Annotated in this window: 20 protein-coding genes; 11 read left to right on the plus strand and 9 right to left on the minus strand. The window is 29.5% G+C overall.

The window, feature by feature from the left end:
* The first annotated feature begins 18 nt into the window (after positions 1-18).
* The 8 genes from KI686_RS04795 to KI686_RS04830 all read left to right on the plus strand — a co-directional run bounded on the left by KI686_RS04795 (position 19) and on the right by KI686_RS04830 (position 13259).
* Complete coding sequence (locus KI686_RS04795; RefSeq protein ID WP_237588124.1) at positions 19-3183, plus strand: SusC/RagA family TonB-linked outer membrane protein; 3165 nt, start codon at positions 19-21, stop codon at positions 3181-3183.
* Between the two features lie 17 nt (positions 3184-3200).
* Positions 3201-4625 (plus strand): SusD/RagB family nutrient-binding outer membrane lipoprotein, encoded by a 1425-nt coding sequence (locus KI686_RS04800; protein WP_237588125.1) that lies wholly within the window; start codon positions 3201-3203, stop codon positions 4623-4625.
* 104 nt (positions 4626-4729) lie between these two features.
* Positions 4730-5419, plus strand: coding sequence for a hypothetical protein (locus KI686_RS04805; RefSeq protein ID WP_237588126.1), 690 nt, complete (start codon positions 4730-4732; stop codon positions 5417-5419).
* Between the two features lie 283 nt (positions 5420-5702).
* Positions 5703-8678 carry a SusC/RagA family TonB-linked outer membrane protein gene (locus tag KI686_RS04810; protein WP_237588127.1) on the plus strand — a complete coding sequence of 992 codons (2976 nt, stop codon included), beginning with the start codon at positions 5703-5705 and terminating at the stop codon, positions 8676-8678.
* Between the two features lie 18 nt (positions 8679-8696).
* On the plus strand, positions 8697-10148 hold the full coding sequence (locus KI686_RS04815) for a RagB/SusD family nutrient uptake outer membrane protein (protein WP_237588128.1): 1452 nt from the start codon (positions 8697-8699) through the stop codon (positions 10146-10148).
* Between the two features lie 16 nt (positions 10149-10164).
* A complete protein-coding gene (locus tag KI686_RS04820) occupies positions 10165-11031 on the plus strand; it encodes a hypothetical protein (protein WP_237588129.1) in 867 nt (288 codons plus the stop codon).
* 7 nt (positions 11032-11038) lie between these two features.
* On the plus strand, positions 11039-12409 hold the full coding sequence (locus KI686_RS04825; RefSeq protein WP_237588130.1) for an Ig-like domain-containing protein: 1371 nt from the start codon (positions 11039-11041) through the stop codon (positions 12407-12409).
* A 211-nt stretch (positions 12410-12620) separates the two neighbouring features.
* A complete protein-coding gene (locus tag KI686_RS04830; RefSeq protein WP_237588131.1) occupies positions 12621-13259 on the plus strand; it encodes a peroxiredoxin in 639 nt (212 codons plus the stop codon).
* A gap of 51 nt (positions 13260-13310) precedes the next feature.
* Here the strand turns inward: KI686_RS04830 and KI686_RS04835 are convergent, their stop codons facing one another.
* Complete coding sequence (locus tag KI686_RS04835; RefSeq protein ID WP_237588132.1) at positions 13311-13985, minus strand: rhomboid family intramembrane serine protease; 675 nt, start codon at positions 13983-13985, stop codon at positions 13311-13313.
* 76 nt (positions 13986-14061) lie between these two features.
* Between KI686_RS04835 and KI686_RS04840 the strand changes: the two genes are divergently transcribed.
* Positions 14062-15333 (plus strand): replication-associated recombination protein A, encoded by a 1272-nt coding sequence (locus tag KI686_RS04840; protein WP_237588133.1) that lies wholly within the window; start codon positions 14062-14064, stop codon positions 15331-15333.
* Here KI686_RS04840 and KI686_RS04845 read toward each other — a convergent pair.
* From KI686_RS04845 to KI686_RS04860, 4 genes are all read right to left on the minus strand, one after another.
* Positions 15330-16091 (minus strand): hypothetical protein, encoded by a 762-nt coding sequence (locus KI686_RS04845; protein WP_237588134.1) that lies wholly within the window; start codon positions 16089-16091, stop codon positions 15330-15332. The two genes, KI686_RS04840 and KI686_RS04845, sit on opposite strands and share 4 nt — an antisense overlap.
* A 1-nt stretch (position 16092) precedes the next feature.
* Positions 16093-17460 carry a DUF5723 family protein gene (locus tag KI686_RS04850; RefSeq protein ID WP_237588135.1) on the minus strand — a complete coding sequence of 456 codons (1368 nt, stop codon included), beginning with the start codon at positions 17458-17460 and terminating at the stop codon, positions 16093-16095.
* A 1-nt stretch (position 17461) separates the two neighbouring features.
* Complete coding sequence (locus tag KI686_RS04855; RefSeq protein ID WP_237588136.1) at positions 17462-17950, minus strand: hypothetical protein; 489 nt, start codon at positions 17948-17950, stop codon at positions 17462-17464.
* A gap of 100 nt (positions 17951-18050) precedes the next feature.
* The gene (locus tag KI686_RS04860) at positions 18051-18737 is read right to left on the minus strand and encodes a YjjG family noncanonical pyrimidine nucleotidase (protein ID WP_237588137.1); all 687 of its coding nucleotides are present in this window, start codon (positions 18735-18737) and stop codon (positions 18051-18053) included.
* A gap of 70 nt (positions 18738-18807) precedes the next feature.
* On the opposite strand from KI686_RS04860, the gene KI686_RS04865 reads away from it, so the two are divergent.
* Together KI686_RS04865 and KI686_RS04870 are read left to right on the plus strand one after the other, a co-directional pair.
* Complete coding sequence (locus KI686_RS04865) at positions 18808-19941, plus strand: glycosyltransferase family 4 protein (RefSeq protein ID WP_237588138.1); 1134 nt, start codon at positions 18808-18810, stop codon at positions 19939-19941.
* A 1-nt stretch (position 19942) separates the two neighbouring features.
* Positions 19943-21208 carry an oligosaccharide flippase family protein gene (locus tag KI686_RS04870; protein ID WP_237588139.1) on the plus strand — a complete coding sequence of 422 codons (1266 nt, stop codon included), beginning with the start codon at positions 19943-19945 and terminating at the stop codon, positions 21206-21208.
* Here KI686_RS04870 and KI686_RS04875 read toward each other — a convergent pair.
* The 4 genes from KI686_RS04875 to KI686_RS04890 all read right to left on the minus strand — a co-directional run bounded on the left by KI686_RS04875 (position 21195) and on the right by KI686_RS04890 (position 26475).
* On the minus strand, positions 21195-22076 hold the full coding sequence (locus KI686_RS04875; protein WP_237588140.1) for a GNAT family N-acetyltransferase: 882 nt from the start codon (positions 22074-22076) through the stop codon (positions 21195-21197). The two genes, KI686_RS04870 and KI686_RS04875, sit on opposite strands and share 14 nt — an antisense overlap.
* A 1-nt stretch (position 22077) precedes the next feature.
* A complete protein-coding gene (locus KI686_RS04880) occupies positions 22078-23382 on the minus strand; it encodes a polysaccharide deacetylase family protein (protein WP_237588141.1) in 1305 nt (434 codons plus the stop codon).
* 78 nt (positions 23383-23460) lie between these two features.
* The gene (gene radC, locus KI686_RS04885; RefSeq protein ID WP_237588142.1) at positions 23461-24147 is read right to left on the minus strand and encodes a RadC family protein; all 687 of its coding nucleotides are present in this window, start codon (positions 24145-24147) and stop codon (positions 23461-23463) included.
* Positions 24148-24195: 48 nt separating this feature from the next.
* Entirely contained in the window at positions 24196-26475 is a 2280-nt protein-coding gene (locus tag KI686_RS04890; RefSeq protein WP_237588143.1) for a tetratricopeptide repeat protein, read from the minus strand.
* Between the last annotated feature and the right edge of the window lie 89 nt (positions 26476-26564).

Raw genomic sequence — 26564 nt, forward strand, 5'->3', positions numbered from 1 at the left:
ACCAAATATTTTTTTAAAATGAAAACAAAATTAAATGGAATTTTAACGCTCTTTTTGGCGTTTCTTGTGCAAATATCCTTTGCTCAAGAAAAAACTATTACCGGTATTGTTAAAAGCAACCTCGATGTACTACCTGGAGTAAGCATTACTATTAAAGACTCCTCGGTTGGTACAGAAACTGATTTTAACGGAAAATACTCAATCAAAGCTAAACCAGGCGATGTTTTAGTTTTTAGATACTTAGGGTATAAAACAACCGAAAAGACAGTTTCATCTACTAACATTATAAATGTTACTTTAGTAGAAGACGCAAATGAACTAGAGGAGATAGTTGTTACCGCCTTAGGTATTAAACGAGAAAAACAAAGTTTAGGTTTTGCCCAACAAACTGTAGAATCTAAAGATCTTGTAAGAACACGTGAACCTGATATTAGTACAGCCCTAGCAGGAAAAGTTGCTGGTGTACAATTACAAGGAACACCTTCTTCTGGTTTTGGTAATTCAACCATTAGAATTAGAGGAAACACAAATGTATTATTTGTTGTTGATGGAATTCGTTTAAATAATGCTGTTGATGTAAATACTGACGATATTGACGATATTTCTATTTTAAAAGGAGCTGCAGCAACTGCACTATACGGGCCTACTGCAGTAAATGGTGTTGTAGTTATAACATCTAAAACAGCTAAAAAAGGACAAAGTAACGTAGATGTTAACTGGAGTACTTCAATAGATAATCTATACTTACTACCGGATTATCAAAACGAGTACGGTGGTGGATATAACTCTGCAGCAGGAAGAGACCCTAATGCTTTTGATGTATTTACCTACAACCCTTCTATTCATGACCCTTCTTGGGCGCAGTTTGAAGGACATTTAATGCCGCAATATTATGCAGATGAATCATGGGGTCCTAAATTAGAAGGACAAATGGTACGTCATTGGGATTCTTGGATTGAAGGAGATCCTGAATTTGGAAAATTAAGAGAATGGTCTCCACAACCTAATAACGTTAGAGACTTTTTTCAAACCGGAGTAACTAACAATTTGTCTGTTAGCTACCTTAAAGGAGGTGAAGATTACTCTATAAGAGCTAGTATCAATAAAATTGACAGAAAATTGATTTATACAAATTCTGACAGAAATCAAACAAACGCATCTATTAATGCAAACCTTAATATTACAAAAAAATTAAAAACTTATGCTTTTGTAAACTTTCAAGACAGAAGAACACAAAACTTCCCAGACAATGGATACAATACAGTTATCTCTAACTTTAATCAGTGGTGGCAACGTCAATTAGATATTGATAGATTAAGAGATTATAAACGTAATGGACAAGTAGTTTCTTGGAATATTCAAAGTGAAACAAATTCTACACCTCTATATTGGGACTCTCCATTTTTTGAAGTGTATGAAAACTTAAACTTTCAAACTAAAAATGCTTTGTATGGTAAAATTGGTTTAACTTATGAGTTTAATGATAATTTAAACGCTACATTAGAAGTAAGAAAAACATTTAATTCTTACGAATACAATAACAGAACAGGTTTTGGAGGTTTAAATGTAGAAAGTTATAGCGAATCTGAAAACACAGACTTTCAAGACGAGTTATTTGGTATCATCAATTACGAAGGAGATATTACAGATAATTTAGACATACAAGCAACATTAGGTTTCGAAATTAATGATAATAGATACAAAAGTATTAGTGGAGCTTCTGTAGGTGGTTTATCTACATTAGATTTTTACAGCCTGTCTTCTTCTATAGATAGACCTAGCCTTTCTAGTTACTATTCTAGAATTAAAAGACACTCTACATTCTCAAAAGTTTCTTTTGGCTTTTTAAACATGCTTTACCTAGACGGTTCTGCTAGATTAGACTGGCAATCTACAGCAAATCCAGAAACAAACCGTGTAGAAACTTACGGAGGATCTTTAAGCTTTATATTTAGTAAAATAATACCTAAAAACGACATTTTAACTTTTGGTAAACTAAGAGCAAGTACAGCAGAAGCTCCAAGTTTCCCTAGTGTTTACGCTAACAATATTGTTTACGGTGGTGGTACTCCATACGGATCTTACGGTGTACAAACTTTAAGCAGCACTTACCCAAACCCTAACTTATACGGTGGTAAAAGATCTGAAATAGAATTTGGTACAGAATTAAAATTTCTTCAAAGTAGAATTGGTTTAGATATCACTTACTTTAAAAAAGTTGATAAAGAATTACCCGTTGGCGTAACATTAAATCCAGCAACAGGTTACACAAGTACAACTACAAATGCAGGTCAACAAACATACAACGGTATGGAATACACTCTATTTGCTAACCCTATTAAAACTAAAACGGTTAATTGGGATTTCAATTTAAACTTTGCAACTTTAAAGAGATTTGTTGACAAAATATCTGACACATCAGATGAAAACTCTATTGGTGGTACTTGGGGATTATCATTAGTAGAACGTGTTGGTGAAGAATGGGGTGCAATGTATGGTAGAAAATACAGAAGAGATGAAGAAGGAAGAAAAATATTATCTTCCACAGGTAGTCCAAGATATGATGACTCTCAATACCTAGGTAACTACTTACCAGACTTTACAGGAGGTATGTCTCATAACATCGCTGTAGGTAATTTTAATATTGGATTTGATTTAGATTTCCAAAAAGGTGGGAAAATATTTTCAGTATCTCAAATGTTTGGTGCTTACTCTGGTGTGTTAGACTTTACAACAGATGACAATGCATTAGGTAATCCTAAGAGAGATGAGGTTACTCCATCAAATTCTGCTCGTAACTACTATGTAAATTTAGAAGATGCAGACTCAAACTCAGGTGGTGTGTTAATTGAAGGAGTAGATGAAACTACAGGAGAAGAAGTATCATATTTAGTTAATCCATACTACTACTACAAAAGACTTTACGGAATGACTGAAGAATGGTTATTTGACAACTCATACGTAAAATTAAGAACAATGCGTGTAGACTACAATCTACCTAGCTCAATTTTAGAAAAAACTCCATTTAAAGCAGTAAATTTAGGTGTTTATGCAAATAACTTATGGATGATATATACATCAGTACCAAACACAGATGTATCAGAAATATCTAGTGGTTATGCAGAAACAGGTCAGAACCCAAATGTTAGAACCTTTGGTATCAACGCTAAAATTACATTTTAATAAAAAACTAATAAAAAATGAAAAAATTAAACAAACTTAAAGCACTTGTTGCATTAGTTAGTATATTAATATTTACTGCATGTGACACGGTTGATTTTGGAGATATTAACACAAGTCCAAACTCCGCAACAGTAGGTTCTACTGCTTTACTTTTAACAGGTGTAGAACGAAGTGTTGCAGGTTACACTACTCAAGTTATACCTAACTTATATAGTCAATATATTTCAGAAGGACAATATCCAGAATCATCACAATATGATGATGATACATTTGCATTTAGCTACGGACCATTTATTGAAATTCAAAGAATAATAGATCTTTGTACAGATCCAGAAACTAGCACAAATGCCGCTGCCAACGGACCAGTAAATAACCAAATTGCAGCTGCTAGCTTACTTAGAGTTTTCTTTTTTAAACATATGGCAGAACGTTGGGGAATGATTCCTTATACAGAAGCTTTACAAGGTTTAGAAAACACATATCCAAAATATGATGATCAATTAACAGTATACAAGTCATTAATTGACGAAATAGACACTGCTTTAGCTCTAATAACGGATGGAGATATTGAAGGTGATTATATATTTGGAGGAGACATGACTAAATGGTCTACTTTTGGTAACACAATGAAAATGGTAATGGCTTTAACATTATCTAACGCAGATGCAACAACAGGACAAACTGCTTTTAATGAAGCAATTTCTGGTGCTATTTCTTCAAATTCAGAAAACTTAGTATATCCATTTTTAGATGATGATTTAAACGACAATGCATGGCAAGATAGATTTGAAACAAGGGTAGATTACCTATTGAGTGATACTTTTGTAAATGCATTAATTGGTACAGGTACAAATTTAGCTCCAGAAGATCCTAGATTAGAAAAAATGGGAGAACCTGCTCTAAACACAGGGGTTTATACAGGAGCTCCTTACGGTGCCCAAAACACTGCTTTAGCTGAATACTCTTACATTACAAGCGACATTATTTATAATGGTTCTAGAGAAATGCCAATTTATACATACGCTCAAGTTCTTTTTGCTAGATCTGAAGCTGCTGCATTAGGCTGGACATCTGAAGATGCTGCTAGCCTATATGAGCAAGGTATAAGTGCTTCTATGGAGCAATGGGGAGTTAACAGCACTGATGCCGATACTTATATTGCCGAAAACCCATATACAGATGCTAATGATATGGCATATGAAAAATGGGTTGCTGGGTTCTTAATGGGATATGACACATGGACTGATTGGAGAAGACAAAAAAGCTTAGGATATGAAAGACCGTTAAGCCCCCCTGCAATTTTACAAGGTAATGCTACTGGAATACCAAATAGACATGGTTACAGTACTCAAGAACCTTTAACTAATGCAGAGAATTATAATGAGGCTGTTCAACTACAAGGTCCTGATGATCTGAACACAATTTTAGCACTATTTAAATAACAATAAAAAAACCTGCAAATTGCAGGTTTTTTTTTAAAAACATAATAAGAGCGGTATAATTATTGATATATTATGATCACAACTTTAAACAACTTTTAATATTTATGAAAAAACTTAGCTTTATAATTTCATTTCTAATTACACTTAATATTTTTTCACAAAGTTCCAATAACTCAAATAGTTTTGGATCAGGGTTTAGAATTGGTGTAGAAAATGAAGAAGGACACCCTTATTTAATGAATGATTGGTACTCTGGCAATCTTGTTAAAAATGATGGTAGCGTTACAGAAAAAATGCCACTAAACTACCAAATTGCAGATAACCTTTTGGTCTCAATGAAAGTAGTAAATGGAGAAAAAATTTTTCAAAAATTAAATGCAGATGATTATACTGGATTTATTATAACAGACGACAAGAATAATATACATATTTATACTAAAATTGAAGGTAATAAATTTAGCAAAACGAAAAAGGAAAATAAATTTTACTTAATTGTTAGCGCCCCTTCAAAAAATGTTTTATTAGAAACTTCTAAATCATTCAAAGACCCAAATGCAAGTGGATGGAGCTCTTCTACAACCACAAACAAAAGAGGGTCCTATAAAGAAAAAACCCAAACATATGTTCTAACAAAGTCTGGTAAATATGAAAAAGTAGGTACAAGCAACAATGCTATTCTTAAAGTATATAAAGACAAAAAAAATGAACTAAAAAAATACATAACAGAAAACAAGATAAAAATTAAAGAACCAACTGATTTAATAAAAATCGTAGAGTATTATCATGCTTTATAAAAACCAATAACAATCGTATTTTTATAAAATCAAAAAAAATAAAAACCATCTATGTAGATGGTTTTTATTTTTTAACAAATATTTTACATTCTATTTTTTTTAAAATAAAAACATAAACCACTAAAAATATAACGTTTACCCTATTTTTTTTAAAAAAAACATTCATTTCACTCTCATTTAACAAAAAATATATCCTTTTTATATAAAATATTTAATGTTAATTAATTGTTTTATTAAGATAATTTTAAGATTTTTGGTTTTAATTAATTCAAATAATTATAAAATGAAGACAAAGTTTAATGGATTTCTAACGCTATTATTAGCGTTAGTCGTGCAAATATCATTTGCGCAAGAAAAGACTATCTCCGGTACGGTTTCTGATGCATCAGGAGGATTACCTGGAGTTAGCGTAGTTATTAAAGAAACCCAAAAAGGTACTGAAACTGATTTTGATGGAAAATACACTATCAAAGCAAAGTCAGGTGACGTTTTAGTTTTCAGATACTTAGGATACAAGACAGTAGAAAAAACAATTGGCACAACTAACACTATTAGTGTTACTTTAGAAGAAGATGCTAGTGTACTAGACGAAGTTGTAGTAACATCTTATGGTTCTACCGCAAAGAGAGCTACAACAGGATCTATAACAACTGTAAAATCTGAAGACATAGAAAATGTACCTACAGCAAACTTTGCTGAAGCATTACAAGGTAAGTCAACAGGACTACAATCAATTAGTTCTTCTGGTCAACCAGGATCTAACAGTTCTGTAAGAATTAGAGGTACAGCTTCTGTAAACGGTAATACAGAGCCTTTATATATAATTGATGGAATCCCTGTTTCTTCAAATTCTGCAAGTGATTTAGGTGCTGGAGGTTTAGATGCTGGTAATAGAGACCCTTTATCAAACATAAGCTCTGCAGATATAGAATCTGTAACAATACTAAAAGATGCTTCTTCTACCTCTATATACGGAGCAAGAGGTGCTAATGGTATTATTTTAATTACAACTAAAAAAGGTAAGCAAGGTAAAGCAAAATTCTCATTAAGCTCACAAGTTGGTGTATCTGCAAGAGCTGTAGAACTTTTTGAAGTTTTAAACGCTTCTGAATATATTGAACTACAAAGAGAGTCACAAATAAACGCAGGTATTGAACCTGCTGTAGCTGTTTTAAACTATCCAGATTCTGATGATGACACAGATTGGTCTGAATATGCATATAGAGATTGGGATGCAGTTACAAAAAACACAAACTTTTCTGCTTCTGGTGGTAATGAAAATGTTAACTACTATCTTTCTTTAGGTCATTTAAGCCAAGAAGGTATTGCAGTTGGATCTGGGTTAGAAAGACTTTCTAGTAGTTTAAATTTACAAGCTAATACTTCTGAAAACTCTAGAGTTGGCATGAGTTTTTCTTACAGTAAAACAGAACAACAGACAGCCCTTGCAGAAAGCGCTTACTTTGCAAGTCCTATACTTGCTACATATTTATTCCCTCCTACAGATACACCTTATTTATCTGATGGAACACCTAACCCTGTTGCTTCTGTAACTAGTGGTACTACTTTTATAAAAGACAATTACTATGATACAGAAGGTTCTGTAACTGATAGGTTAATCGGTAGTGTAGATATAGCTGTAGATATTTGGAACGATTTTACATTAAAAAGTAAATTTGGTTTAGATAAATCATTTTTTAACTACAAACAATATGGTAGTAGTTTAAACGATAGTAATCCTTCTGGAGGAACGGCTGATAGAGCTTACCAAGAAGTTTATAATTGGACATGGACTAACACTTTAACATGGAGTAAAACATTAAATGAAGACCATAATTTAAATGTTTTATTAGGACAAGAAATAAACAAAGAAGGATCTGATTATTTTGAAGTAGTTGTAGAAGATTTCCCTAATGGAATTTTACAGAATGTTGGTAGTGCTGCAACTGTTACAGGACATGCGAGTAGTACAGGTGATTCTAGTTTAAAATCTTATTTCTTAAACGGTAACTATAACTTTCAACAAAAATATTACTTAAATGCAACAATTCGTAGAGATGCTTCTTCTAGATTTGGTCCAGACAACAAATGGGGTACTTTTTGGTCTGTAGGTGGTAACTGGAATGTTAGTAGTGAAGACTTTATGAAAGACTTAACTTGGATTAACTCTCTTAAAATTAAATCTAGTTACGGTAAACAAGGTAACTTACCTAGTAACAGATATTTATGGCAAGGTATTTTCTTAAACGATACTTACAACGAAAGCCCAGCTTCTTATCCTAGCTCTACAGCTGCTAACCCAGAATTAAAATGGGAGTCTCAAAACTCTTTTAACGTTGGTTTAGAATTTAGTTTATTTAATAATAAACTTTCTGGAGAGGTAACTTATTTTAGTAGAGAAACTAGTGATTTACTTTTCCCTCAAACTCTTGAAGGTTCTAGCGGTTATACATTACGTTATGTAAACGCAGGTGGTTTTACTAACAAAGGTGCAGAAATTGAATTAAACTACGATGTTCTAAACATTAAAGATTTTAACTGGTCTATTGGTGGTAATATTACTTTCCTTAAAAACAAAGTTAACACTTTAGATGAAGGTACTTTAGGGGCAGATGGTTTGTACATTAGAGAAATAGGAGAAACATGGAATACATTTTATTTAAGAGAATGGGCAGGCGTAGACGTTGCTACAGGACAAGCAATGTGGTACGATGCAAATGGTAACATTACATTTAACTACACAGAAGGAGAAAGAGTAAAATCTGGTAACGCAGACCCTAAATTCTATGGTGGTGTGTATACTAACTTTAGTTACAAAAATTGGGAATTAGTTGCCAACGCATCTTATCAATATGGTAATAAAATTTACAATGATACTTCTAGAATTACAAATTCTGATGGTGCTTTTGCTGGATTTAATCAATCTAGAGATCAATTAGATAGATGGCAAAAACCAGGAGATATTAGTGCTAACCCACAACGTATTTCTGGTAACTCATCAAACAGTAACCAAGCTTCTACTAGATGGTTAGAAGATGGGTCTTTTGTAAGACTTAAAAATGTATCAATAGGATATAACTTTTCTGAAGCTATTACAAAAAATACTTTCTTAAACGGAGGAAAAATTTATCTTCAAGGAACAAACTTACTAACAATTACAGATTTTAATGGTGATCCAGAACAATCTATTAATGGTACACACTGGTTTTCTTACCCAAATCCAAAAACGATAAGTTTAGGTATTAATTTATCATTTTAAAAAATAAACATAAATATTATGAAATTAAAAAACATTATATATACAAGTCTGTTAAGTTTTGGGTTGGTATTTACCGCTTGTAACGATATAGAACTGAATCCTGCTCAAGAAGATGCAGTGGATATAGATAACGGAATTAAAGACCTTAACTCTGCAACTGCAGCAGTAAACGGAATGTATGATCTATTAAGTAGAGTAGATTATTACGGTAGAGAAATGATGGTTATTCCAGAAGTAGCATCAGACAATATTTTAGTAAGTCCTACAAACTCAGGTAGATTCGTTTCAAACTATAATTATTCTATTATTAGTACAAACGGAGATGTAGAAGGAGTTTGGAATAATTTATATAAAAATATAAATGCAGCAAACACTATTTTAAATTTTGCAGACAACGGTGCTATTAGTGGTGCTACAGATGCAGAATTAGACGAAATTAGAGGACACGCATATGCTATAAGAGGTATGGCTCACTTTGATTTAGTAAGAACATTTGCTTTTCCTTATTCTACAACAGACGCTTCTGTAGCTTCTGGTGCCGATGGTAATGGAGGACATTTAGGGGTACCTTTACTAAACAATTATGAACAAGAAAGATATACATCAAGAGCTACCGTAGCAGAAGTTTATGCACAAGTTATTGCAGATTTAACAACTGCAGAATCTTTATTACCAACTACAGTATATAGTTATTCTAGTAAATTTAACGTAACGGCTGTAAAAGCCTTATTAGCTAGAGTTTATTTATATAAAGAAGATTATACAAATGCATTTAATACCGCTAAAGAAGTAACACAAGATTCTCAATATTCTTTAACCTCTAATGCAAGTTATTCTAGTGATTGGAATGGTTCTGTAAGTTCTACAGAAGCTTTATTACAATTACCTGCATTTAGTAACGACCATAATGGTTTTGACTCTTTAGGTTCTATTTATGTAAAAGATGGTGATGATGGTAATGGAGGTTATGGAGATTTAATTCCAACCTCAGATATTAAAGACTTATACTCTTCTACAGACGTAAGAGCAGACTGGTTTAGAGAAGTAGACGGAATCGAATATAACTTTAAATTTCCTTTTGGATGGACAAATGATGTTCCATTAATTAGAATTTCTGAAATGTATTTAATTATGGCAGAAGCTGCTGGTAACGGAGCAGGTTCTATTTCTGAAGGACAAAGTGCTTTAGACGCCATAAAACAAAGAGCAGATGTTAATGCTTCGGCTACAACTGCAACAGGTGCTACATTAGTTCAAGCTGCGTTATTAGAAAGAAGAAAAGAATTAGCTTTTGAAGGTCATAGATTGTACGATATTGTAAGAAATAAAGAAAGTGTGATAAGAACAGATCTTGCTTCTCCTTCTACAATTGCTACAATTTCTTATCCAGATTATAGAATGATTTGGCCTCTTCCTCAATCAGAGATTGATGCAAACAACAGTATTAATGAAAATAACACAGGTTATTAATTAAAATTTAAACACAATGAAAAAATATTTTTATAAATTAATTATATTATTTTTATCGATATCCGTTTTTACATCATGTGAAGAGGATGATAAAAATTTATATACCGGAGATAGTTATATCTCTTTCGGAACAGTAACGTCTAGCTCTCAACTAGAAAGCTCACAAAACTCAATCGTTATTACTGCATATGCTTCTATACCAAATATTCAAAATGATATAACTGTAGATTTTGAAGTTGTAAACGAACAAGGAACATCTTCTGATTACATTATTGTAGATGGTAAATCTCAATTTACTTTTGGTCCAGATAAATATACAGATACAATTGAAATTATGCCTATAGATAATTATGATGAAGATGGTGACAAAATAATCACCTTTACACTAACCAGTGCTTCTGATGGATCTTCAGTTGGTTTACCAGGACCAGATGCAAATTCTAAATCTTACACAGTTACTTTTAATGATGATGATTGTGCTTTTACAGAAGAAGAATTAGGTGCGGCTACATGGTCTGGTACAGACAATGTTAGTGGTTCTTATGCGGGGCCAAATGCATCTCAAATAATTACATCTCATGATGGCTCTAATTTATTATTAGAAGGGTTGGGTTATGGTTTTTTAACAGACACAGATTATTGGAATGAAGTAATTGTAGATAGTTACCCTGTTGTAGCAGATATAGATCCTATTACAGGAGTTGTAACTATAGATTTACAACCTTTAGCAACTACTACTTGGTTAGGTGATGATCAACCTGCTTATAGTGTTGTAGGTACCGGACAATATGTTGCTTGTTCTGAAACCTTAACTATAAGTTTCGACATTTACCAAGGTGGTGGAGTTTTAATCTCTATTACAGAAACATTAACAAAAAACTAATCCTATTATGAAAATAAATTTAAAACATATATTTTATTATTTCGCTTTAGCAATTGTACTTGTTTCTTGTGAAAAAGACGAAGTAAACTATACTCCTAAAGAGTATGCTCCAGCACCTGGCCTATCTGTTTCTACAAGTAATTTAACAGACAATAGCTTTGATGTAGATTATACATCTGATGAAGATGGAGTATTGTATTATGCAATACAATTAGCTTCAGATGCAGCTCCAGATGCAGAAAGTATTATTAGAAGAACTGCTAGTAGTATTGTAAATAATAAAGCAGATTTAACATCTGGTTCTACTTGGAGCTATACTATGGACAGCGATATATATGGTGCTTATGATTACTCTATATACTCTGTTATGACAAGTGTAGACGGTATTGCTACTTCAGTAATTAAAACAGACGTAACTACACCAGATACAACAAACCCAAGTTTCTTAAGAGATTCTTCTACTCCTGCTTTTGCAAGTGCAGATATCAGTCCTTTTACACCATTAACTTTACAATTTGATGAGCCTGTATTTTATCAAGGTGGTAACATAACATTTTCTGCGTATGATGATGGTTCTGGTACTGGAAGAACAGTACTTGTAAGCAGTAACACTTCAACTATTACTTCAAGTGGTACAACAATTACTATAGATACTCACGGAACTTTTCAGCAAGATGATTTTATAATTGTTACTTGGGATGAAGGTACTTTTACAGATAAATCTGGTAAAAGTGTAGCTGCATTAACTGGCTTTGATTATTACTTTTCTACTAGAGCATATACTTTAGCTGAAACTGCATACCTAATGCAAGGTACTTGGGATTATAGCACAGTTTTCTATGGTGGTTTATTAGAATCTATATATGTTAATAATGCTTCACTTTTTCTACCTGATACCGGCTCTGTTGAGTTAACACTTGACCCTACTGACCCTGAAGGGCTAACTTTATTAGGTATAAATATATTTGCACCTTTAATTGATTATGGTTACCCTAGAGAGCCAGAGTTTTTCAAAATAAAACTTGGAGAAGAAGGAGTTTTAGAAGTATTAGATGAAAATCAAACTTCTGGTATGCCTATTACTTATACTTCTGGAGAGCCAGTAATTTCAGAATGGGCTCCTTGGTCTTTCTTCGGTTCTTACTACCCTGGTTTCTACGACTTTGAAGGTGGAACAATTGACCACTGGTTACAATTAATTGTTAGTGATGATGGTACTGCTATAGATGATATTGATTACATTTATACTAGAGTTGGTACTTACGCTAAGAGTAACTCTAAAACTTATAAGTCTTTAGAAAAGAAAAACGAATTAATGGAAGAAAAGCGTAAGCAAAACAATTCTTCTAATATTAAAAACTTTAAGATTAATTTATAATCTTAAAAACAACATATTAATTTAATTAAAAACCACCTTTTATAAGGTGGTTTTTTTATTTCTGCTAAACAAGTATAGTATGCTTTTCTAAGTAAATTTATAAAATGTTAAAACTAATAAATTTCATTTAACATCAATTTCACTTCTAAAATTAATCATTAGACTAATAAAATTGTAACTTACATCATTATTAACCTTAAAATATTATAAAATGAGCGTTATTAGATTAGGTGATACAGCACCAAACTTTACAGCACAGTCGACAGAAGGAGAAATTAATTTTCATGAATGGTTAGGAGATAGTTGGGGAATCTTATTTTCGCATCCTGCAGATTACACACCAGTTTGTACTACAGAATTAGGAACTGTAGCAAAATATAAACCAGAGTTTGATAAAAGAAATGTAAAAACAATTGCCTTAAGTGTAGATGGACTTGATTCGCACAAAGGGTGGATTAGCGACATTAATGAAACACAAAACACAACTGTAAGTTTCCCTATAATTGCAGATGAAGATAAAAAAGTATCTACATTATATGATATGATACATCCTAATGCAGATAATAACTTAACCGTTAGATCTGTATTTATAATTGGTCCTGATAAAAAAGTGAAATTAATTATAGTATATCCTGCTTCTACTGGTAGAAATTTTGATGAATTACTAAGAGTAATTGATTCTTTACAATTAACAGCTTACCATAAAGTTGCAACACCTGCAAACTGGCAAAGTGGTGATGATTGCGTAATTGCACCTGCAGTAACAAATGAACAGATACCAGAAATGTTTCCAAAAGGTCACAAAGAAGTAAAGCCTTATTTAAGGCTAACACCTCAACCGAATTTATAATCGATAAAAAAGACATCTTTTAAGGTGTCTTTTTTATTTTATATAACTACTCTATTCTTCTAAATTTTCTGACTCTTCTTCTAGAACAGGTGGATTAAAATTACCATTCTCATCAAAAAGTAAATCGAATTCTGTTTCTTTAAATTGATATTCTTTTTTAATAATTCCTTTTTTTCTGTAAATAAAAGCGAATAAAAAACCTGATAAAAAACCTGATAAATGACCTTCCCAAGACATCCCCTCTTTTATTGGTAAAACATACCAAATCATACTTCCGTATAAGAAAATTATGATTAAAGAAAGAGCTACTAATCTATAGTGTTTTTTTATAATTCCGCTAAATAGAATAAAACTAAAAAGTAAATATACAATACCGCTTGCACCAATATGATAAGATTCTCTAGCAATACACCAAGTTAAAAAGCCAGTAAAAAAGCCACCAAAAAATAAAACTTTATAAGCTACATCTTTATAAAAATACATAAGAGATGATAATAACACAAATAAAGGAATAGAATTATTAAAAAGATGACTTGTGTTGCTATGGATAAAATGAGTTAAAAAAACACCTCTAAACCCCTCTAATGTTCTTGGATAAACACCATATTTATTAAAATTATAATCAAACTGAATTTCTAACCAATAAACAAACCAAATTACAACAACATATACAACCGGAATTGTAAAAATTGATTTTGATATTTTAAATTGATTCTCTTGATTCATCAAAATAAAAATAACAAAAATAGAACCAAATACAAATTATACAATTTCTGTCAGAAATCTTTATTATTTTTACTGTATGAATGAACCTTTGGCAGAAAGAATTAGACCTAAAACACTTGATGATTATATTAGTCAGCAACATTTAATCGGTAAAAAAGGCGTTTTAACAAATTTAATAAAACAAGGAATCATTCCTTCATTAATTTTATGGGGACCTCCTGGTATTGGTAAAACTACTTTAGCTAATATAATTGCAACAGAATCTAATAGGCCATTTTACACATTAAGCGCCATAAGTTCTGGTGTTAAAGATGTAAGAGAAGTTATAGAAAAAGCTAAAAAAAGTGGTGGATTATTTACAGCAAAAAATCCTATACTTTTTATAGATGAAATTCATAGATTTAGTAAATCTCAACAAGACTCTTTACTAGGTGCTGTAGAAAAAGGTTGGGTTACTTTAATTGGTGCAACCACAGAAAACCCAAGTTTTGAGGTAATACCTGCCCTACTCTCTCGTTGCCAAGTTTATATTTTAAACTCATTTGATAAAAATGATTTAGTAGCTCTTTTACATAGAGCAATGGAAAAAGATGCTCTTTTATCAACTAAAAAAATAAAATTAAAAGAAACAGAAGCTTTATTACAGGTTTCTGGTGGTGATGCAAGAAAACTTTTAAATATTTTTGAGCTATTAGTTTCTGCTGATGATGAAATTGAAATTACAAATGCTCTAGTTTTAGAAAAAATTCAAAAAAACACTGTTAAGTACGATAAAACCGGAGAACAACATTATGATATAATTTCTGCTTTTATAAAATCTATAAGAGGTAGTGACCCTAATGCTGCTGTGTATTGGTTAGCTAGAATGATTGAAGGTGGTGAAGATGTAAAGTTTATTGCCAGAAGATTGCTTATTTCTGCTTCTGAAGATATTGGCAATGCAAACCCAACCGCATTAATTTTAGCAAATAATACTTTTCAGGCAGTTTCTGTTATAGGTAATCCCGAATCTAGAATTATTTTAAGCCAATGTGCTGTTTATTTAGCCAATTCTCCTAAAAGTAATGCATCTTACTTAGCAATAGATAATGCTTTAAATTTAGTTAAAAACACAGGCGATTTATCTATTCCGTTACATTTAAGAAACGCACCAACAAAATTAATGAAAGATTTAGATTACGGTAAAGATTATAAATACTCTCATAATTACCCTAATAATTTTGTTGAACAAGAATTTTTACCTGATGAAATTTCTGGAACAAAAATTTACGAACCAGGTAATAATTCTCGAGAAAATAATTTTAGAGAAACTCTAAAAAAAAGATGGAAAGACAAGTATGATTATTAAAATTTAACTTGATATTCTTTTTTAACTAATTTATCATTTTCATAAAATTCTGCAAACCACTTATCTTCATTTTTATAAAGTGTACCGTCTTTACCTTTTATAATAAAAACATTTTCTTTTCTAGTTTTTAAAATTTCGAAAACAACTTCTGGTTTACTATTTACTAATTGAAACCCATTTCCTTTTTCTTGTGCATATAAGATTTCTATAGGCTTAGCTTCTTTAGTCTCTTCTTTAACCTTTTTATTAGAATTTTTAATAGCTGGTAATTTATCTGTTTTATTAGCTATTATTTTATCTGTCTTTGGTGTTTCACTTTTAGGCTTGTAACTATAGTTAAAATCTTCCATCGTTTCAAAAGCTCTTCTAATAGCTTCATGATATCCTTTTTTGTAATCCTTTAATTTACTTTTACCTACTTGTGAAGTATATAAAACAGCTCCGAAACAATTTTTTATAACAATAATACTTTTAACCGTAAACATATTAGACTCATCTTCTACAGAAGCCTCTAAAGCAGAACATTTTCCGCCTAATTTTAAATCATTTGGTAAATCTTCGTTACTTAAAACAACCTCAAACCCTTTTTTCTTTAATAAAAACTTAGTTAAAGAACTTGTTTGATATTGATCTGATTTTTTTAAAAAATCGAATTTGTCTTTAACAATTATATATTTATAATTACTTATACTTTCATCTTGACTGTATGCTGATATAGCTGTAAAAATTAATAAACTAAATATTATTTTTTTAATCATTTTAATTAAATATTAAATTAATTCCTAATTGTAACGAAACGTTATTTGCAGATGCAATATCGTTAAAATTTGCTATATTATCTACCAATCCATAAAAATTAACTTTTCCTATTTGTGCAGAAATCCCTGCACCTACATTATAAAAAGAGTATTCATCTATTGTATAAGTAACCTTTGTATGTAATTTATTTAAAAAAGATTTTTGATAAAAACCGGTTAATGCAAGTTGTGGCCTTAAAGGTCTAAAAACTGCATTTAACTGAATTCCTAAAGCATTAGAGTAAAAGTTTTTAAAAGTATTATCATAACAATATTTACTTCTTTTTTCTCCAAAACTATACTTTAAAGATCCATTTAATTTAGTTGGTCTCCAAGAAATATAAGAATCTTGATTTTCATCATTTGGCACCTTTTCTTCGAAATCTTCTTGTAAATTATGCCAATAATCAACTCTTTCATTAGGGAATAAAAATTCAATTCCATCTAAGGTATAATTACCATATGCATAATAATTAGTAATATTATTTGTATGCTTTATAAAACCTAAATCTATAATACTACCTGTAAATTCTAATTGATCTGATTGATGATATGTAAATCCAAAATCGAACCCAAAACCTAAATTACCTCCTAAAAGTGTGTTTTTTAAGTAAGTACCAGGATCTTGTATCATTTCATCATTTTCCATTAAACCAGAAGTTCTTATATTAACATTTAAATTACTTAAATGATGCGCATAAATATTATTTGTACCATTTACAGTTGTAAGAGTTCCCGTATTATCAAATGATTCTGAATTTAAAGTAGAAGTATAAATTTTAAACCTACCTCCTACTGTTAGTTGTTTGTCTACCTTTTTTGTAACTCCAAAATGTAAAACAGTTAAAACATCTGCCTTATACATTAGATCTGAAATTGAAAACTGACGATCTAAATAAGGTGAATTACCTTCTGTAAAAAATACTGATACGTCTTTTGGAAAGTAAGAAATTACATCTACTTCTTCATAAATACCAAAACTAAAATATTTTTTATCATCATACCTAAAACCACCACTAAACAACTCTAATTGCATGTTAAATTTAAGATGATCTTTACTATCTAATTTATTTAAAACATTATTTACCTTATCAGTAATACTTATGCCATCATTAAGAAACAAATCTGACATTGAAAAACCTGTTGAACCTAACTCTGAAGAAATCCCAGATAAGAGAGGAACTCCTATATGAAACTTATAATTAGTTTCTGCTCCTGGATTTAAAAGTAGAGTTTGTGGCAATTCTGCAAAACCATACAATAATTGTTTGTTTTGTGAATATGAAAATGTTATGAATAATATAAAAATTAGGGGGGAAATTCTTCTCATTTTAATCACCTGTTACTAAATAAATTTTTGATGCGGACTTAAACTCTAGTTCATTTGTTTCATTAGAGGTTAATAAAACTGTAGAATTGTTAACGACTACAGTTGTCCTTATTTTAGTAGTATTTTTTATATTAGGATGATTATTAATTATGACATTTTCTTCAAAAGTATAATCTAACTGGTTACTAGCTATTTCTAACCTAGTTATACTGTAAGTAACATTATTATTGTCGTCTAAAAAATCAAACTGAATTGAAAAACTGGTATCAAATTCATTTTTAATCTCTACATAAAAAGTAGCTTCTACAATATTATCTTTAATATAATCGTTTTGAAAACCTTCAAAATCTGTTACATCTGTTTTAACAGATTGTATTGCTCCAGATTCATTAATGAAATGGTTTGGTAAAAGTGTAAAGTAAATTAAAGAAGTTGTAATTTCTTGACTTGCTGTATAGTCTTCTATCTGTGTAAAATCTAAATCACTCACACAAGAAGTTATAGAAAACCAACAAAATAACAGGGGGATTATTTTTTTGGAATACATTATTTAATAAAAAATTTTTATCTATTATAATTTATAATAGCGGCTAAAGATAGTGTTTTATTTCTAAAAGAGAATTTACAGAAATAAAATTACTTTCTTTTAGGGTAACATTATTAAAATTACAATGAATGGCTTTCATGCCTATATTTAGTGCTCCATTTATATCTGCTTCTATATTATCGCCAACCATAATTGAGTTGTTAACATTGGCTTTTGCTAGATTTAATGCATGTGTAAACACTTTAGGATTTGGTTTTTTAACACCCACAGATTCCGATGTAATTACCTGATTAAAATAGTTATAGATATTAGAATTTTTCATTTTTTTATTTTGCACTTCATTAAAACCATTGGTAATAATGTGCAATTGGTATTTGCTTTTTAAATAATCTAAAAGCTCTGTAGCTCCATCAAAAAGATAATTAAAATCAGGTAAATAATCTATGTATTCGTTTGCTATTAAATTAATAGTTTCATCAGAAATAAAATAATTTATTGCATCAAAAGTATTCTTTAACCTACCGTATCTTAATTGGTCTTTAGTTACTTTATCTTCTCTATAAAGTTTCCAAAAATCAATATTAATAGGTTTATATACTTTTAAAAAAGTAGACATATCTACATTTATCTTATTAACCTCAAAAACCTTTTGAAAAGTTAAATCAGAGTTTTTTTCAAAATCCCACAAAGTATGATCTAAGTCAAAAAAAACGTGTTTTATATTATTCATAAAGTAAATGTATAAATTATATATAAAAAAGAAAGCTTTAGTGTACTATATTTGTGTAAAACTAAACCTCTTGAGCATTAAACTGAACGTTTTATTTTTATGTGGCTGGTACCCTTCTAGGGTATTAAAAACGAATGGCGATTTTATTCAAAGACATGCAGAAGCAGTTTCTTTAAACCATAATGTAATTGTTTTACATATAATTTCTGATGAAAAAAACGTTACAGACATAGAAATATCAACCAATGTTATTAATGGAATTGAAACACATATAGCTTATTTAAAAGCAGTTAAGAATCCTCTAAAAAAAGCGTACTTATTTATAAAAGCCTTTCATTTACTAATTAAAAAAGTAGGAAATTTTGATGTTGTTCACCTTAACCAATTATTTCCTTTTGGAGTTTTTAGTTTATACTTAAAATGGTTTCAAAAAAAGCCATATATTATTTCTGAGCATTTTACAGGTTATTTAAGAAATTCTGAATTTAAGATTAATTTCTTTCAAAAAAAAATTACAAAATGTATTGTAAAAAATGCTTATGCAGTTTGCTCTGTAAGTGATTATCTTTCTATAACTATGAAAGAATTAGGTTTTAAAGGCAACTATAAAACAGTGCCAAACGTAGTAAACACCAATCTATTTATTCCGGCTAAAAAAGAAGTTACTTTTCTAAAAATTGTACATATTTCTTCTTTAAAAGATGATCATAAAAATATAAAAGGAATGTTACGTGTAGCAAAACTTTTAAGTGAAAAATTGACGTATTTTGAATGGAAATTCATAGGAAATAATGGAAATGAATATAACGAATACTTAAACAAACTTGATATTAAAAATAGTAAAATTTCTTTCTTAGAGCATATAAGTCATTCAGAAATTGTTAGCAATTTACAAGAAGCTTCTCTTTGTATTTCTTTTAGTAATTACGAAACTTTTGGCATTGTAATTACCGAAGCTATTGCTTGTGGCACACCAGTTATATCAACAAATACCGGAATTGCTACAAGTTTAAAGAACTTAGATTTTTGTAAAGTAATTCCTATTAAAAATGAACAATTATTGTTAGAATCTATTTTAAATTATAAAACAATTTTTGCTAATTTAGACTCTTACAAAATGCACTTATTTGTAAAACATCGATTTAATAAAGATGTAATAGCAAATGAGTTTTCTTCACTTTATTATAAATCATTAAAAAAATAATTTGAATTTATTAAAATCTTATATTTCAAATTTTATAAACAGAAAAGGTAACTATGTTTTTTGGGCTACAATTATTGCCAAAATTTTATCTTTTGTTGCTTCTTGGCTTGCTTTAAGATTAGTACCTAATAATGAACTTGGGGTTGTACTTTTTGCTTATAATATTATTATTTTTTTAATTCCTATTGGTGGCTTAGGATTACATCAAAGTTTAATAAGATATGGTGCTTTAGCTAAAAGTGAAGCCGAAAAAAACAATCTTTTTTTATATGTTTTAAAAAAAGGGTTATTAGCTTCAATCATTTTAATTCTATTAATAATTTGTATTTGTTTTTTTATCAATTTTCAATTTAAAAACACTTATACTTATATTGTTGTTTTATCATTTATTATACTTCCTTCTTTTTTATTAGAGATTATAAGAGCACAATTTAGGCTTCTACATAATAACAAAATTTTTGCTTACACCGAATTTTCACAAAGTGTTATTTTATTAATAAGTGTTTTTACTTTAAGCTATTTTTTTAAAGAAGTTGGTTATGCAATTGCGTTATTAACTACACCTCTTTTAACTGCTATCTTTTTTCTTAAAAAACTAAACATCAATTATAAATCAAAAATAAAAACACATGTAATAGATTTTTCTTTTTGGCGATATGGTTTTTTTGCAAGTTTATCTAATGTTGTTACACAACTACTTTTTGCTATAGATATTTTGTTAATTGGGTATTTATTAGAAGACACAGAAATGATTACTAATTACAGGTATATTTCTTTAATTCCGTTTAGTCTTTTGTTTTTACCAAGAGTTTTTATTTCAACAGACTTTGTTACATTTACAGAAAAGATTTATGACAAAAACTATATTGTAAATTATATAAAAAGCTATATGCTTTTTTTCACTTTTGCCAGTCTCTTTTTATTTGCTTTTTGTTGGTTTTTTTCCACTGAAATTCTATCTCTTTTAGACACTAATTTTGTAAAATATACAGATACTTTTTTAATACTAGTTTTAGGAATTACAGGTATTTATATTCTAAGAGGATTGTTTGGTAATTTATTATCATCAATAGGAAAAGCTCACATTAACTACTACATATCTAGTTTTGCGCTTATTCTAAATGTAATTAGCAATTATTATTTAATATCTAAATATGGTATAAAAGGTGCTGCAATTACATCTGCTATTCTAATGTGGTTTACTGGTATTATTTCTTTACTTTGGTTTTTTGTTTTGTATAAAAAAATACTACTTAAAAAAGCTTAAAATTAAAAGGAAAATTTTGATTAATGAATTGATGATACTCTTCTACTTTGGCTCCAAAACCTTTAAAAAAGGTAGCTGTATTTGGTAAATTACCTCCTTCAAAATCTAAAATAAAATTAGAATTTTCATTTCTTTTAATTACACTTTTAATTAAAAAACTTGCTGCTTGTAGTTTTCTTCCTTCATTATTAAAAGCAGAAAAGAGATAGGTTATTTTATTATTAGACATTAAAAATACACCTCCACCAATTAATACATCTTCTTTAAAAACACCAAGAATAAACCCTTTATTTGTTTTTAAAATAGTTTTACAAATCTCTGATAGTTTTTCTGCAGAAAAACCAGCATAATTATAAAACTTATTTTTAATATTAATTAACTCTAAAATTGTAGTAGTTTTAATACATAAATTATTTTTCTCTCCAACTTTTACTGCATGCTTCCTTCCTTTAGAAAAAGATTTAAAAAGAACCTCATAAGAATTATCTAACTTTAAAACATAGTTATTTAAAGGTTGAATATTTTTAAAATTTAAAGAGTTTTCTGCATTAAAATTAAGAGATATTTTTGCAAATCTACTACAGATGTTATCAATCATTTTTTTTTGCAAAATCTCTGGCAGATTTTCTTTAGAAAACACACCTAATTGCTGGCAAAAATAAGGTTGACTTACATATTTAATTCCGTATTTTTTTTTCCAAGGAATTGGCATTACAGCATTGTAATCATCTAAAACTAAAACATCCCAATTATCAGTAACAATATCTAAATACCAAGAAAAAGCATAAATTCTAGATTGCACAGATTTTTTTATACAGCTATCATATTTATCAACATTAAGCTCTTTCCTTTTAATATACTTAAGCATTTTAAGAAGTTGCTATTTTAACCATAGATTCATACAATCTTTTCCATCCTTTCCATCTAGAATAATCACTTAAACTTTCATTATGAAACAAGGTTATAAATGTTCCGTTTACAGCTTTTACTTCATTTTTAAGATCTCTTATTCTTCCTAAAGATTGCTTGGCCGTTAATTTCATATAATCATTTAAAGTAGTATCCATTACAGCAAAAGGAAAAACTTTAAGCGGAGTTTGAATTTCGAAATCTAAATCATAAAAATAAAAAGGAGTACATGTGCTTGCTCTAAAACCAACATTACTTGCATATCCCATAGAATAATCTTCTTCTATTTCTAAATCGATTAAATTTTGATATGTTTCTGGCAAGCTAAATCTTAAATAATGTTGTCTAGATCTTTGTATTGGAGAGTTTATAATTTCTTCTAATCGTTTTTTCTCTTTTTTTAAAAGCAACACATTATTCATTGTAAAGTAAGATGGATGCAAACCTACTTTTGCATAATCTACCATTTCTTTAATTAATAGTTTATATTTTCTTTTAGAGGCTGATATATTTGTATCAAAAGTGGTATAATTTCCTATTAAAAAGAAGAAAATTGTTTTTATATCTTGATCTTTTTTTACTTTTAAAATTCGATAATAAGTATCAAAAGGATCTCTTTTAATGTTAAATGTTACCGCAAAACGTGTCCAAACGTTTAATAATCTTAAATTAAATAAATCGGTAAGAAAGCCACCTACACTTCTTACCAAACTTTTGTGTTTGTATGCATAAGCATTATCAATATCAACAGTAGAAATAAACTTATATTCTCTTTTTTGATAATCATAATCAGGAAATTTTTCTTTTAAAGCATCTAAAAATTTGTAAGTCCAAATATCTATAACCGGTTTTTCTAAAAAATGATGTTTATACGCTAAACTTTGTTCTGCAGTATAACGCCCATGAACATCTTTTACATGTGGTAAATATTCTTCGTATCTAGAAATTAAGTAAAAACTTGCCGCAAAAATATCATAAGGTATAGATGATTTTGGTCCTGCTTTAAAAAAACACGGAATATCATCCCATTTTTGCACAATAATTTCCATATCGTTAACACCTTGTTCAAATAACAAATCGTTACTTTTTAAGAAAAACTCATTCCCTAAAGGATTTTTTGTATAAGATAACTTTGGTCCATTATACGCTACAAACTCTTCTATTTTAGAAGTAAAGTTTACCTTAATTAATAAAGTTCTGGTAAGTATATGTTTAAAAATATAACGAACTCTAGGAGTAATTTTATGTGTGTAAACTAATATCATTTTTTCAGTTTTCAGCTTTAGTATTCTGTAGTAATTTAAAATAATCTCTTTGCTGATTACTTCTACTAATAATTGCAACTAAAGCAACCCATCATCTGCAAAGCTAAAGTACGCTTTTTCAGTAATAATTAAATGATCGAGCAATTTTATATCTAACGTGTTTCCGGCTTCTTTAATTTTATTAGTTATTTGTTTATCGGCATTACTTGGTTGTAATTTACCTGATGGATGATTATGACAAACAATTAATGCTACCGAAGAAAGCTCAAAAGCTCTTTTAAAAAGAATTCTAACATCTACAACTGTTGCTGTTAAGCCACCTTTGCTTATTTGGCTTTTAGCTAAAACTTTATTAGAATTATTTAAAAATAATACCCAAAATTCTTCGTGTTCTAAATCTCCAATAATAGGTTGCATTACATTAAAAACAGCTTTACTACTAGTAATTTTAGGTTTTACTAAAGCCGCTTCTAATTGGCGTCTTTTTCCTATTTCTAAAGCAGTAATAATTGCAATTGCCTTTGCTTCTCCTATTCCATTAAAAGTTGTTAATTTTTCTACAGATAATTTTGCAAGTTCATTAATATTTCCATCAACAGATTGTAAAATTCTTTTAGATAAAGCTACAGCGCTTTCTTTTCTGTTACCAGAACCTATTAAAATTGCTATTAATTCTGCATCAGAAAGAGATGCTTTTCCTTTTGCCAACAACTTTTCTCTTGGTCTATCATCTAAAGCCCAAGATTTAATGGTTAACTTTTCCATTTCTTTTTTTATAAATGTACAAAAATGAAAATTAACCTCTTTTTATAGTTAAGCTCTGCCTTTTAATTGATTTAAAAAACTTTTATATTCTTGATTATTTGGGTACAATTCTACCAGTCTATAGGCTATGTTTATTGCTTTTTCTGTTTGGTTATTTTTAGCGTACAAATATGCTAAGGCATACAATAAGTTTTCATTAGTTGCATCTACTTTTAAACCTGCAAAAAAAGTTTTTTCACTCTTTACAAAATCTTCTTGCTTATCATACAACAAACCTAAATTATAAAAAACACGAATGTTTGTAGGCATCTTTTTTAAGGCTTTTTCTAACTGAACAATAGCTTCATCTGTTCTACTTAATTCTGCATACATTAGAGCTAAAGAGTAATAAACAGGTCCATATTCTGGTTCTTGCTCAATTACTGTTTTAAAAGCATTCTCTGCTTTTTCATATTGTCTATTATTATAATATAATGTAGCAAGATTTAACCTTACCTGGTTATTTATATTATCTATTGCCAACGCACTCTCAAAAGATGCAATTGCTTTTTCTATATCACCTTGTTTTAGGTAATAATTACCTTTTTTCATTCTCGTTCCTACAAAATCAGAATTTGTTTTTAAATGTAAAAAAAACTCTTCTTTAACTTTGCTGTAACTCACTTTATAAACTTCTGGTATTGCTGCTTCTGCTACTCCTGCTAAACCAAAAAAAGCTTTTATCCTTACAGTTCTTTTAGGATCTTCTAATAAAGGTAAAAAATAAGAAGTATAATCTGTAGTATTTATAGTACTTAAAACATCTACTGTTGCTCCTCTTACCAAAGCAGATTCATCATTTAACAAAGCTATATATTGCTCTACAAAATTTTGTGCATTGTAATTTGATAAGACTTTAGATGCAGAGGCTCTAATTATTTCTGGTTGATGAGTATCATTCATTAACTCAATTAAACCGACATGTGCATTTGGTTGCATTGTAATACCTGGCGCTAATTTTTCTGAAAAATGAATTGAATCTACTTCTCCAAATAGTTTTTTAAAATTTTCTGCTGCCCAAGCATTATCTTTATCTTTATGACAATCTGTACATGCATTAGAATTACCATATTTAACACTTAAATCTGGTCTTGGTATTCTAAAACTATGGTCTCTTCTAAAATCGTTACCCATATAAAACTTACCCGTCATGTGGCAGTTTATACATTTTGATGATTCTGTATTTGGTTGATGAAAATGATGCTCTGTTGTATCATATTTTTCTGGAACATGGCATTGAGCACACAATTTATTTCCATCATATTTTAACTTTAATGTATGTGCATCGTGGCAATTAGTACATGTTACGCCATTATTATACATTTTACTTTGTAAAAAAGATCCGTAAACATAATCTTCATCTAAAATTTGTCCGTCTGGCTCATACAATCCTCCTTCTATTAATTGCGGAAAATAATGATCTAACATTGTTCCTTCAAAATTAAAAGTTGCAGAATACTGTTCTCTTCTCATATGACAACGCGCACATTGATCTACCAATTCTTTTGGTGAGGTTTCTGTTGTCATTTGAAAAGTTCCGTTTGCTACATAATCTTCTCCTAATTCATTTACATTTGTCACATGTTCTTGTCCTGGTCCGTGGCAAGCTTCACAATTTACATTAATAATTGCAAACTTTGTATCATAGCTATGTGTTGCTTCATCATAATTTTTTCTAACATTTGTAGAATGGCAATCGGCACACATATTATTCCAATTTAAACCACCTCTAGACCAATGTAACCATTCTGAATGTACAATTTTAAAATCTGGATATAAATCGAACCATTTATTTTTAACAGAATCCCAAGCGGTTCTTAAACATTGGTAATGTCCGTCAGGAAATTGAACAATGTATTGCTGTAAAGGAGTTACACCAAAAGTGTAAACAATTTTATAATCGTGATATTTACCATCTGGTCCTTCTGTATTTACATAAAAATTATTTTCTTTTTTAAAAAAGTGAGACGTTACACCTTGGCTAGTAAATTTTTGATTATTAAAATTTCCTAAAATAGAAGTGCTATCTGCAATTTGCATTGCTTTATCGTGATCGGAACCTTGCCAACTTTTAAATTGTTCTTGATGACATTCTTTACATTTTTGATCGCCAAGAAAATGATTATCTGGTATTATTTTACCCGAAAGAAAAACACCTGCATCTTTTGATACTTCTTTGTAATTATCGCTTTTTTTTCCACATGAAAAAATAAAAGTAATTGTTATTAAGGTAAAAAAAAGTAATTTTATTTTAAAAAAATACGAAGGATTATGCTTTTTTAATTTCACAAAGAAAAGAGGTTTTGTATATTGTAAGGGTAAATTTAGAATTTCTTTCTGCGCTAAAAAAAGATATTTATCATTTTTTTTGAAGAAAA

This window comes from Polaribacter sargassicola, from assembly GCF_021991835.1.
GTDB classification, from domain to species: domain Bacteria; phylum Bacteroidota; class Bacteroidia; order Flavobacteriales; family Flavobacteriaceae; genus Polaribacter; species Polaribacter sargassicola.